We start from the raw sequence: 12,183 nt of genomic DNA, 5'->3' as shown, positions 1-12,183 counted from the left end.
AGAATTAGATTAGCATTCACAATAGAGGTATTAATGGTTTCAACTAAGCTTGGTTTGACTTCCTTCGGCGGTCCCGTTGCTCATCTTGGATATTTTCATAATGAGTATATTAAGCGAAGAAAATGGATGGATGAGAAAAGCTACGCCGACCTAGTTGCGCTATGCCAGTTTCTTCCAGGTCCTGCGAGCAGCCAAGTCGGAATTGGTATTGGGGTCATGCGTGCTGGGTTGTTGGGAGGAATAGCTGCATGGATTGGGTTTACCCTCCCTTCCATTATCGCCTTAGTACTATTTGCTCTTTTCCTACAAGGCTTTGATATCGGAAGCGCTGGATGGATTCATGGGTTAAAATTAGTCGCGGTAGCAATCGTAGCTCACGCAATATTAGGTATGGGACAAAAACTTACTCCTGACCGAAGCAGGGCTACTATCGCCATATTAGCTGCCGCAGTTGTTTTATTATGGCAAACGGTGTTTAGCCAGGTGATCATAATTCTTGTGTCGGGTTTAGTTGGTTTGGTTTTGTTTAAAAATCACAATATTACTGAGCTTTCGAAAATCCATACTCCTATTAAGCGTCCGCTCGCGGTAACTTGCCTATTACTATTTTTCGGCTTATTAATTTTATTACCGTTACTAAGGGGAGTAATTTCTTTCCATTGGCTTGCTGTTTTTGATAGCTTTTACAGGGCTGGTTCTCTTGTTTTTGGTGGAGGACACGTTGTCCTTCCTCTTCTCGAAAGGGAGGTAGTGCCAACCGGCTGGTTGTCAAAGGAAGACTTTCTTGCCGGATATGGTGTTGCCCAAGCTGTACCGGGACCATTATTTACATTCGGCACCTATCTTGGAGCCATTATGAATGGTTGGTTAGGGGCTATTGTAGCTACTTTCGCAATATTTTTACCGGGTTTTTTATTAGTCGTTGGAGCCTTGCCCTTCTGGGATTCGCTCAGAAGATTCTCGAAGATTCAAGGCGCACTGGTCGGCGTAAATGCTGCGGTGGTAGGCATTTTATTAGCTGCTTTCTATAATCCAATCTGGACAAGCTCCATATTGGCACCTGTAGATTTCACAATGGCAGCGATACTTTTTATTATGCTCGTTTTTTGGAAGACACCGCCTTGGATGGTGGTCATTGCTGGAGCCGTCGGTGGTACAGTTATTGGCTATCTTTAATGACGAACAAGGGGGAACAAATCATAACTGCTGGATTACTTTTTTAGAGAAGGGTCGTACACAGTAGCGAGTTGTTGCTGATACAAACAATTTGCCCCCAACCCCATACCGTTTATACTCAAAAAGGCCCCACATTAGCAGGGGGCCTTAAAGCTGTCTATTCACATTACCGCTATTTGGAACCAAACGTGACTACTTCGTCTTCGCAGTATCAGAAGTTTTCTAAAACAATTTTCCCAATGGTCCGTCCGGATTCCAACTTTTCATGCGCGAGACGAAGGTTTGCTGCATTAATGGGCTCCAGTCGTTCAGCCAGTGTGGTTTTTATTTTTCCATCATCGATTAAGTTCGCCAGTTCATTCAACAATTCGTGTTGTTTCATCATGTCATTGGTTTGAAGCAAGGACCGTGTGAACATGAACTCCCATACAAATGTTACACTTTTAGAAAACAGCAAGTCCATTGTCAGGCTCCCTGCCCAGGTAGCTTTATTTACAGGAACGATCGAGCAAATTTTACCTTGGGGCACGATGACTTCCGCCATATTTTCAAGATGTTGAACAGTATCACTCAAGCAAAAGATATAATCTACAGCGTCAATGCCAACTTCCTTGAGCTGAGGGTGAAAAGCGTTGTTGTGATTTATGGTAAAATCCGCACCGAGATTTTTGACCCATTGAATTGACTCTGGACGTGAAGCCGTACCGATGACGGTCAAACCTGCTGCTTTTGCAAGTTGAATGGCAATCGATCCTACTCCTCCAGCTGCACCGATAATCAGTATGTTTTTGTTTTCACCTGTATTTGCGCTAATTGCCAAACGATCAAACAGGCCCTCCCATGCAGTTATCGAGGTAAGCGGTAATGCAGCGGCGGCTGCGAAATCCAAACTTCTCGGCATATTTCCCACAATACGTTCATCAACCAAGTGAAATTCACTGTTACTGCCTGGACGAGACACACTGCCCGCATAATAGACCTTGTCCCCAGGTTTAAACAATTGGCAGTCCGGACCAACTTGTTCTACGATTCCAGCAGCATCCCAACCAAGAATTTTCGGTGACTCGGCTTCGTAGTTATGTGTTTCGCGAACGCCTACGTCTGCAGGGTTGACTGCGATTGCTTTTACACGTACAAGCAAATCGCGGCCTGTAGGTTCCGGTTTATCCAAGTGCAGATCAATAAGGCTTTCCGGATTGGAGATGGGGAGGTATTGGTTAGCGCCGACAGCTTTCATCTTTTGGTGAGTATTCATGGGTATCATCCTCTCAAATAGGAAATGTTGTATAGTTGCATTGTAAATGGACGCAATTACTTTAAGTAAGTACGCATATTTTTATGGTATAGTATTAAAAATCAAACCATTGGGGGATAAGCTGATGGGAGACCGGAGAAACAAATATGGAGCAAGTCCGGATATGCAAGCATGTCCGGTTGAAACAACGCTGGATGTTATTGGTGGAAAATGGAAGGGGATCATTCTCTATCAGCTCCTAAACGGAACGAAAAGATTCAATCAATTAAGGCGCCTCAATCCGGGAATAACGCAGTTTATGCTCACAATGCAGTTAAGAGAGCTTGAACGGGATGGCATCATTCATCGCGAAATATATAAAGAGGTTCCTCCGAGAGTGGAATACTCCCTTACTGATTTCGGAAGCACTTTGGAACCGATCATTATGTCAATGAAAGCATGGGGGGAGTCTTATAAAGTACGGCTTACTGAAAATCGAACGATACAAGAGGAGGAGAGCTAAAGGGAAGTGGGGCTCCTTAGTATAATTGCCTGTCGGGTGGAATAGACAAGCTGATTGCTCTTAGAAGTGCAAGTGTCTCTTTTTCCCGGACAGATACGCATATGGCTGAAGGAGTGAGGGGATTGAGATCTATCGATCTCAATCCCGCGGCTTGCTACAGCATGAAAATCCTTTAGTTCATTCAAGCTTTTTTTGGCTCGATGAACAGTGTCTTTTCAGATGCTGTTCTTCCGTTCATAGCGGAAATGCATCCATGTCCTACTTCTGGAAAATTTCTTTTCATTCGCTCATTGATAGGAATTTCATCCTTGACTATTAAGATAATAGCCACTCCGATCATTTTAAGAGGAGGATAGCATGGGGATGTCATAGGGGTGGAATATCGTAAATGAGATAGATGAGTTAAATCCAAAATTCATTAAATTCAGGAAACTACTTCTGTGACCAACACTTCCGAAAGCGGAGGACATTCCTCTCTCATCATAGACAGGAAATCCAGGTCATGGTATTTCCCTCGTGCGAAGAACGCTTTTCTCATCGTTCCTTCCAAGACAAAACCGCATTTTTCGGCAATTCTTCTCGCTGCTGCATTTTCCTTCACTGTGCATATTTGAAGCCGCTGGATTGGCTTTAGCTCAAACAGGTAGGAGCAAAACAACCGGAGCGCTTCTGTCGCGTGGCCTTTCCTGCGATCCTCCTCTCTGTAGATTTGAAGGCCGATTTCATATCCTTCGCTGTCGCCTACTCCCTTGAAGAACGTGATCGCTCCCAACATGCGACCGGACTTGTCTGCAATCAACATTCTGCCAAAATCTTTTTCCCAAAAGCCTGCCTCTGTGTAGTACTTTTGTATTTTCGTTTCATGATGCAGCTCGATTCCCAGGTAGTCCCCTCTCTGATGCAAATTATTCATCAGAGCAAGCAATTCTGGCAAATCCTCCTCGTGAATCAATCGAAGATTCACGTTTTTCCCGGTCAACATATCCTTACCTCCCTTTAAAATAAGCAACTTTTGCGCTCGCAGTGAATCTTTTCCAGCGATCTCCTTCTCTTCATTTATATCTTTTGTCATGTGGATATTCAAGCTGTCCCAATCATGAAATCAATAACGATTTTCCTGATAACTGGAAGTTGTCTTATCAGTAGGACGTCGGTTGACATTGATCTGAAACGATTTGAATGACGTAATGGGTTTATGACAAGGCAATCCGCGTCTACAGAAAAACGTCTTTTATATTCACTAATTCAATCTCGCGCTCCACATGAGTCGTGAGAATATCCAGCTTCGGTACAGGCACGTCCGCTTTTCCGGTCAACAGCAGTTTCAGTGCCAAGTACGGGAAGTTCACCCCGGAGCGGCAAGATGCATACATTCCGCCGGAAGCACGCGGATTGATTTCCAGGAGCTTCGGTACGTTGTCTTTGTATTTGATTTGCACATTGTACAGGTAGGAAAGCTGGAGCTGTTGCTGTACTGCTTCGGCTATGCTCAGCAACTCTTCGTTATGTTCCAGCTTGCGAATACGGCCCTCGACTTTTTTGCGCGGCACTGCTGCCAGCAATTGTCCTCCGTAGGCGAGGCAGTCGATGCTGTATTCATACTGGTCCAAATACTCCATAACCATGATGTCGTCAAAAGCCTCGCGCGTGGACAGCACGCGGAGCGCTTCTTCTGGCGTGATCTGATAGTGGGCTGATCGAAACAGGCGATCAAACGGATCGAGCTGATCTTCCACTACATAAAATCCCGCCCCGCCTTCGCCACGGGCAGGCTTGAAGCACACCTTGTCGCCATTTTGCTTGAGCTGTTCATAGGCAGACTGGAACTGCTCGGCCGTGTTCACAATCTGATACGCGGGAAGCGGTACTTCCGGCACGTCTTGGAACAGTTGAAACAACTTGCCTTTATCCGAGATGTCCTCCAACAACTGATGTTCCTGAGCGATCATAACCTGTGTGCCCAGCCGTTCAAATTCCTCGATATGCTGGGAGATTTCCACGAGGCGATAGTTGGGGAGAAATACGTCAATCTTGTGCTTTTGACAAAACGACAGGCAATAGTCGATGTATTGCGGTACATCGAGTGTCGGCTCCAGTTCAGCATAGTCTGCGATTTGCAGCATCACGCTATGGCGTTTCGGGTGAGTCACAAAAATCTCGAAGGCGATATTGTCAGGGTTATTGCGAATCATTTCAACGATTGGATACGCCGTAGCAAAAGTCCGATTGAACCAGAGCCGTTTTTTCATTTAAGCCAAAACTCCTTTTTGTTTTGCTTCTTCCAGCCAAAGCGGGAACTCGTTCAGCAGCAGGTCGTAGAGAGCTGCGTTTGAAATCGTGTCGATGTTATCGATTTGAAAAAAGTTGGCGTTATCGACAAAGCGTCCTTCGATTGTATCGAGCTTTTTCAACACGCCGAAATCTGCGTTGCCGATCCCTACGAATTGCCAAAACAGCGGCTTTGTGGCTGACTCGATGATCAGCTTCTGAACGGAATCGCCAGCTTCATTTGCCCCTTTTTTCACGCCGCCATCGTTGATGAACGTGATGTAGGTGGGCAGACTGCTCGGCTCTTCTTGCGTATATTTGGCGATAATATCGCGCATGACTAACGGCTCGTCGTTCCGGCCGAACTTTTCAACAGCGGCGTTTTCGAGGATGGCACGGTTTACGTAGTTTTCAAAGTCTTGCTCAGTTACGGATGGAAGTCGGGAGAAGCGATGATCATAGACCCATACGTCGAGTGTCTGGTCATCGTCAAACTGGCTGGCTACTGCCAAAATGCGTTCTACTACCTTTTGCACCGTCCCGTTTTTATAGTACGGACGCATCGAGCCGGTTATATCGAGGACCAGGGCAACCCGTGCCTTCACCTGTTGCAGCTTTTTCTTTTCCAGGACCACCTGCACGTCTTTAACAAACGATATCATCATCTAGCCTCCTTTTTTCGAAAAGAAAAGCGAGTGTCTGTTGACCTCGCTTTCTGCCTTTTCTATCATGCTGTTTCCGCAACTTTGTCTTTTGAAGCATCTTGATCTTTGTGTTTGCGCTTTTTCGCCCTATGCACGATGAATGTAGCGAGGAAGGTGAGAACGAGAACACCGAAGAAGATGTAAGACTCGATGTGGAAGCCAGCTGCGCCCAGGAACATTTTCACAGAGATGAGCGCAATCAGTACGAACGCTGTCGTTTCAAATTCAGGAATACGTGCGATCAGCTTCAGGAAGATTTGAGCGACACCCCGCATCATCAGGACGCCGAGAATCCCACCGAGGAACAGTACCCAAACCTGGTTGCTGACACCAAAGGCAGCCAAAACAGAGTCGATGGAGAAGGCGATATCCATCATCTCAACAGCAAGTACCGTTTTCCAGAAACCTTTTCCTTTGTTCTCGATTTCTGGTTCGTCGTCGTTGCCACTTTTGAATACGCGGTAGAGCAGCCAGACGATCAGCAATCCACCGAGGATTTGTACCGCCAGGATTGGAATGAAGTACAAGCATGCCGCCATTCCCAGATAGAGCAATACATTGATTGCTTTTTGGGCTTTCTCGTTTTCACCAACGAAGTAATCGGCCGCGATTTTGAGCAAGTAGAGGGCACCCATTACTTTGATCGCCGTCATTTTGACTAAGAAGACCCCTAAGCCGATCGCCAGGAAACGGAATAAATAGGCGCCGAGCAAGCCGTAAAACAAGGCGCGTTTCTTTTGTTTTTCTGGCAAATGATTGACCATGACTGCCAGTACAAGTGCATTGTCTGCTGACAGCAAACCTTCCAGAATGACCAATGAGAGAATAATGGTCCAGTTGGCAGGGTTCGTTAATACTCCTTGCAAGACTTCCCACGAGAAAAAGCTTGAATAGGTTTCAATCAGCCCATTCAAAAATTCCATTTTGTCTTCCTCCTACGCTATTTGCTGCCTGCGGCCCAACGCATGTTCCAACCATAGTGGCGATCCATTTGTTCGTGTCCATTGAAGTATTCGACCAGGCGCTTGATTTGGAACGTATCGTCTTTTCTCTCAATCATGGCAATGGCGCACATGATCTTGCGCGGGTCATGAACATCCATGCGGACGACGATTTCCGGGTTGTCCGCTTGTTTGATCGTGACAACACCGTCTGTTTCCGCCCATTTTGCCACACCATCGTAAATGTAGGCAAAGATCAGAACCCGACTAAACTCGCGTACTTGGTTGCCGTTAATGCGGAGGTTCTCCCCATCTGTTCTGGCTCCCGTGCGGTCGTCACCATCCAGCTCGATGAACGGGAAGTCCGTGTATTGGCCAAACTTCCTGCCAAGCGCTTGAATGCACCCTTTGTATCCGTCTGACAACTCATACAAGCAGCCGAGGTCGAGATCGATGCCAGAAGATTTGTCAAAACCTAAAAACCCGATAGATTTTTTGACTTTTCTGTTCCAGTTCAGGTTCACGCTGATTTGCCCAAGTGCTCCGCTCGATTTGCGCAGGCTGATTGTTTCGCCTTTTTTCGTCAGCTCTACTTTGGACAGATTGATAGGCGGTTCCGGCGGTTGCTCAACCTTTGGCGGCGCTGGAGGAGGTGGTGGTGGAGAAGATGGTTGTTCCTGTGCCACTTCCACGCCAAAGTTTCCGCACAAGGCAGCCAGCCCGCCGTTAAAGCCGCTCCCGATCGCATTGAACTTCCATTCACCCTTGTAGCGATACAATTCACCAGTCACAATCGAATTTTCCGTAGTGAAATCAACTAATGGGAACCGGATCATTTCAACAAAGGTCACGGGGTGCATGATCCGCAAATAAAGATCGGAAACCTGACGGAACGTTTGTCCGCGTGTAATGGCATCGTAAATCGTAATGGTAAAAGCGATCTTTTCCACGTCGGATGTTATTGCCGCAAGGTCCAGTTCGAATTGCTGATTATCTCCAGAGCCGTCGCGCAAGGAAACCGCTCCGTTTACTGATCTGGGGTTTCCGTAGAAAATGAAATCTTCCTCACGGTTCACTTTCCCGGACGCGCCCAGTTGAAAAGCCGATGCATCCAGCTCAATTCCGTTGCCAGCGCGCCAGCCAAGGCCGACAATTACTTTGCTCAATCCCGGAAACTGCTTAGTAATATCGACTTTTTGCCCCTTCACAATCGTCATCGTCATCACTATCACCTTTATCTTCGAAAACTTGGCTTGGCCAAAAGCATGGCGTCGCCGCATTGTGTCCAGCTTAAAAAAAGCAAGAAAGGATGCTAGTCCCTACTATCAAACTAGCATCCTCAGGTTGACGAATTACCCTGCTTGTAATCCGAAGTTATTGCAAAGCGCTTTAAGTCCGCCGGAGAAACCGCTGCCTACAGCAGCAAACTTCCATTCGCCCTGGTGGCGATACAGTTCGCACACGACGATAGCCGTTTCTACGGAGAAATCCTCGCCCAGATCGTAGCGGAGAACTTCGCGGTTTGTCGTTTCATCAACGACGCGAACGAAGGCGTTGGAGACTTGTCCAAAATTTTGTCTTCTCGCTTCGGCATCGTGAATCGTGATAGTAATGGCGATTTTTTCGATCTCCGCTGGTACTTTGGTCAGATCGATTTTGATTTGCTCGTCGTCCCCGTCGCCCTCACCTGTCAGGTTGTCGCCTGTGTGCGTAACGGAGCCGTTGCCGCCTTGCATGTTGTTGTAGAAAACAAAGTCTTGAATGCCAGTCGCTTTGCCGCCTGCACGGAGCAAAAACGCCGCAGCGTCAAGGTCGAAATCAGAGCCACCATTGTATTTGTTCGTGTCCCAACCAAGTCCAACGACTAATTTGGTCAGGTTAGGATTACCTTTCGTCAGATCAATTTTTTGACCTTTGGATAAGCTGATTACTGACATGGGGAGTTCATCCTTTCCACAAATCGTAATGGGTTATTAACCGATGTTTACACCGTAATCGCGAGCCAGTCCTGCGAGACCGTCTTTGTAGCCTGCACCCACTGCGCTGAATTTCCATTCGCTTCCATGACGATACAGTTCGCCAACAACTACAGCAGTTTCAACGGAGAAATCTTCGCCGAGGTCGTAGCGGATCAGTTCCTCGCCGCTGCTTGCGCTCAGTACACGCGCATACGCATTGGATACTTGACCGAAGTTTTGGTTGCGGGTAGCCGCGTCGTAGATTGTGATGGTGAAAGCAACCTTTTGTACACTTGCGGATACTTTGGACAGGTCGATTTCGATTACTTCGTCATCGCCGTCTCCAGCGCCAGTGCGGTTGTCTCCGGAGTGAACCACGGAGCCGTCAGGGCTTTGCGGGTTGTTGAAGAATACGAAATGTTTGTCGTCTTCCACTTTTCCGAGTTCATTCAGCAGGAATACGGATACATCGAGGTCAAATTCGCCGCCGCCATCGTACTTGTTGGTGTCCCAACCAAGACCGACTTTGATTTGGGTCAAGCCAGGGTTTGTTTTGGTCAAATCTACTTTTTGTCCTTTTTGCAATGAAACGGCCATGTGTGATTCCTCCTAATAATTGGGGTTTTATTGTGATGGGAAGTACAACCGGCAAAGAGCTATGTGTATCGTCCGACAAGATGGGAAATCGAAGTATCTGCTGTTCCTTCACCAATAGCAGCAAATTTCCATTCACCAGAGTGGCGATACAATTCACCCACGATTAGCGACGTTTTCCCTGCGTAGTTATCTGTCAGGTTGAATTTGCACAGTTCCTGGGTGGTAGATGGATTCATGATGCGGATATACGCGTTGCCGATCATCCCGAAATCTTGGCGACGGCTGACGCAATCGTAAATATTTACAACGAAAATGAGTTTGTGTACATCGGCAGGGACGCGGGAAAGCTCGACAGAAATTTGTTCATCGTCCCCCTCGCCATCACCCGTCAAATTGTCTCCGGAGTGAACGACGCTGCCACAACCACTTCTCTTATTTCCGAAATAGACGAGATTTGTTTCTTTTGTAAATTTTCCGTTTTCGTTCAGCATGATGACAGAAGCATCGCAATCGATGTTGGCTTGTCCACCACCAAACAGTCCGCCAAGCAGTCCTCCCGATTTTTTCACCGGGTCCCAACCAAGTCCAACCAGCACTTTGCTCAAGCCAGCATTTCCTTTGGTCAGGTCAATTTTTTGCCCTTTTTGCAAACTGATAACTGACATGTACACCCTCCACTCTGTCCGGGTTTTCACCCATTCTTTTGCAGATTACAATTCGATTATTTCATTGCATGACGATAAAATCTACATAAATTTGCAAAAAACTTCAATTTATGCCTGATTTGTAACTTTTTCGGTCGATTTCCCGCGTTTCTTGTCTAGCGTGCTCGCAGCTCCTGGCGCAAGGAGGCGAGAACCGTCTGCAAAATCTCCTCGGAAGCGCTCATTCCTGATGCTTGCGTAAAATGAAAGCTGGCTACGGCATCATTGTGGCCGCGAAGCTGATAGATTTCCCCGTGTGGAGGAACGACAGCGAGGTGTGCTGCTTCCAAAAGCGGCATGTCCAGCAGGGAATCGCCAGCAGCAATCATCCGATCGTCTTGCTCCAATGCGCACACGTACAGGGAAGCATCGCGCTTGTTTACGGCTTGCGGTACGAGGTAGAGCTTTCGGCCTTGAATGGACATGCTCCAGTTTTGCTCAGTGACCCACTGTTCGAAGTCGCGCAGTTCGTCGACAGGCATTTTTTCGCGATCGATGATGCTGTAGAAAAACAAATCTTCAGCCATTCGCTCGCGGATGACCCACTGCTCGTGGCTGATCTGGGCGAAGCCTGCCAGCATGTCGTGGATTGCTGCGCATTCGTTGATCATTTTACTGCGCACCTGATGGCTCCATTGCTCGTCGATTTGTCCGTCACGAAGCACATGGCCGCCGTTGCTCGTAATGGCATAGCGCGGTACAAGCTCGTTTTGGAAAATGGCAATGCGCTTATACTGCTCAATCGTTCTTGTAGTCACTGGTACAAACAAACACTGCAAGTGCACCTCATGAAGCAAGTGAATCGCCAGGTCAGACATGTGCGAGATAGGCGCGCCGTCCAGCACCTCGACCACCTGAAACGGTTGTGTATGGTCTGCAAGGAAGCGCGTTCCGTACAGGAGCGTCTGATCCAGATCGCTGGCAAAAATCATTGGTTTTCCCCTCTCATCGGTCGGATAATGCCGCAGCAGGAATAGCTCATATCCGAACGTTCCTCCACCAATACACCCCTGTCTTTGGCGAGCATGATGATATGGGCAAGATTCGGGTTGTCGACTGAATCGACGAGGATTTTCCACGGCACTCTGCGCAAGAGTACGCGAGTCGTTTCACCAACCCCCGGTTTGATCAAATTGACATCATCTATTTCCAGTTCCTGCTGAATCCGCGAAATATCGTGCATTCCTTTCCAGGTTGGCACGTAGTCGTCTTCATGGCGGATCAATTCGGCTGCTTGTTCCTTGGCTTCGGCGGCAATATCGGCAAAATGGGCCGAGATCGTATCGACGAACAAGTTCGAGACATCTTCTGCGATCCATTCCCGATAAAATTTGGCTCCATGAAATTCGCCAGTTGCAAGGAGATCATCGCGGTGGACGGTACGGCTGATCAAGCCGGACACAGTCGAGTTCAGGCAAGCGCTGGGGATCAAAAAGTCTTCGCGGGTGCCAAATGTTTGGACGCAATGCCCCGGGTCAGCGAGTACAGCCAGATCGGCATCAAGCCGCAGCAGGTACTTTTGATTGAAACGGGATATCGCCTCGTGCAACACGGACGTAATCGCCCCTTTTCCCGTCCAGCCATCCACGAACTGAATCTTTTTGCCCGGATGCTGTTCCAGAATGTAGTGCAGCGCGTTTTCGTCAATGCCTTTGCCGCGAATGATCGAAATGCTGTAGTGAGGTGCATCGAGCTGATGAATTTGGCGCAAATAGCGGCGGATCAAAACACCAATGGGCGTCCCGGCCCGCGCCAGTGAGGCCAGCACAAGCTCCCTGCCTTTTCGCGCCAGAATCAATTCAGCTACGACTGCTGACGCCAGCGCCACTTTGCGTGCCGTCGTCTGCAAGGCGTGATGAAACAAGGAGATGTACTCGGCAGAAGGCTGATACTCAACAGGAAGCATTTCCGAATAGTGGGTGCCTGCCTGAATCAGTTCTTCGCGGTCTTCCGTGTTGGTTTCTTCCATCAATTCGCTGATATCTTTCAACAGGAAGGTAACATCTTCTGCTGGATAGCTCCCCATTTGGGACGGCTTCATAAGTTCTACAGCGTATACTGATCCTCGATCCATGCGG

Annotated in this window: 13 protein-coding genes; 2 read left to right on the top strand and 11 right to left on the bottom strand. The window is 47.8% G+C overall.

Going from position 1 to position 12,183, the window contains the following annotated elements; genetic code table 11:
• The first annotated feature begins 33 nt into the window (after positions 1-33).
• The gene (locus DEP07_RS15135; protein ID WP_287102686.1) at positions 34-1,176 is read left to right on the top strand and encodes a chromate transporter; all 1,143 of its coding nucleotides are present in this window, start codon (positions 34-36) and stop codon (positions 1,174-1,176) included.
• A gap of 211 nt (positions 1,177-1,387) precedes the next feature.
• Here the strand turns inward: DEP07_RS15135 and DEP07_RS15130 are convergent, their stop codons facing one another.
• The gene (locus DEP07_RS15130; RefSeq protein ID WP_287102682.1) at positions 1,388-2,431 is read right to left on the bottom strand and encodes a zinc-binding alcohol dehydrogenase family protein; all 1,044 of its coding nucleotides are present in this window, start codon (positions 2,429-2,431) and stop codon (positions 1,388-1,390) included.
• Positions 2,432-2,555: 124 nt separating this feature from the next.
• Here DEP07_RS15130 and DEP07_RS15125 point away from each other — a divergent pair, with 124 nt between their 5' ends.
• Positions 2,556-2,933, top strand: coding sequence for a winged helix-turn-helix transcriptional regulator (locus DEP07_RS15125; RefSeq protein WP_063231639.1), 378 nt, complete (start codon positions 2,556-2,558; stop codon positions 2,931-2,933).
• 424 nt (positions 2,934-3,357) lie between these two features.
• Here the strand turns inward: DEP07_RS15125 and DEP07_RS15120 are convergent, their stop codons facing one another.
• The 10 genes from DEP07_RS15120 to DEP07_RS15075 form a co-directional block, all read right to left on the bottom strand.
• Positions 3,358-3,915 carry a GNAT family N-acetyltransferase gene (locus DEP07_RS15120; protein WP_063231638.1) on the bottom strand — a complete coding sequence of 186 codons (558 nt, stop codon included), beginning with the start codon at positions 3,913-3,915 and terminating at the stop codon, positions 3,358-3,360.
• A gap of 232 nt (positions 3,916-4,147) precedes the next feature.
• Positions 4,148-5,182, bottom strand: a complete 1,035-nt coding sequence (locus DEP07_RS15115; RefSeq protein WP_287102681.1) for an ATP-grasp domain-containing protein — start codon at positions 5,180-5,182, stop codon at positions 4,148-4,150.
• A complete protein-coding gene (locus DEP07_RS15110; protein WP_233454152.1) occupies positions 5,183-5,863 on the bottom strand; it encodes a vWA domain-containing protein in 681 nt (226 codons plus the stop codon).
• A 65-nt stretch (positions 5,864-5,928) separates the two neighbouring features.
• Positions 5,929-6,828, bottom strand: a complete 900-nt coding sequence (locus DEP07_RS15105) for a TerC family protein (RefSeq protein ID WP_280648785.1) — start codon at positions 6,826-6,828, stop codon at positions 5,929-5,931.
• A gap of 17 nt (positions 6,829-6,845) precedes the next feature.
• A complete protein-coding gene (locus DEP07_RS15100; RefSeq protein WP_122962278.1) occupies positions 6,846-8,069 on the bottom strand; it encodes a TerD family protein in 1,224 nt (407 codons plus the stop codon).
• 129 nt (positions 8,070-8,198) lie between these two features.
• Positions 8,199-8,783 carry a TerD family protein gene (locus DEP07_RS15095; RefSeq protein ID WP_122962279.1) on the bottom strand — a complete coding sequence of 195 codons (585 nt, stop codon included), beginning with the start codon at positions 8,781-8,783 and terminating at the stop codon, positions 8,199-8,201.
• A 36-nt stretch (positions 8,784-8,819) separates the two neighbouring features.
• Positions 8,820-9,401, bottom strand: coding sequence for a TerD family protein (locus tag DEP07_RS15090; protein WP_063231632.1), 582 nt, complete (start codon positions 9,399-9,401; stop codon positions 8,820-8,822).
• Positions 9,402-9,460: 59 nt separating this feature from the next.
• Entirely contained in the window at positions 9,461-10,066 is a 606-nt protein-coding gene (locus tag DEP07_RS15085) for a TerD family protein (protein ID WP_287102680.1), read from the bottom strand.
• A 155-nt stretch (positions 10,067-10,221) separates the two neighbouring features.
• A complete protein-coding gene (locus DEP07_RS15080) occupies positions 10,222-11,037 on the bottom strand; it encodes an HAD family hydrolase (protein ID WP_280648786.1) in 816 nt (271 codons plus the stop codon).
• Positions 11,034-12,179 (bottom strand): cysteine protease StiP family protein, encoded by a 1,146-nt coding sequence (locus DEP07_RS15075; RefSeq protein WP_287102679.1) that lies wholly within the window; start codon positions 12,177-12,179, stop codon positions 11,034-11,036. The genes DEP07_RS15080 and DEP07_RS15075 overlap by 4 nt, the downstream gene beginning before the upstream one ends.
• Positions 12,180-12,183: the final 4 nt, after the last annotated feature.

Source organism: Brevibacillus sp. (genome assembly GCF_003521185.1).
Lineage (GTDB): Bacteria > Bacillota > Bacilli > Brevibacillales > Brevibacillaceae > Brevibacillus > Brevibacillus parabrevis.
Note: the sequence above shows the minus strand (reverse complement) of the source record. Positions and strands in the feature narration are given on the sequence as shown.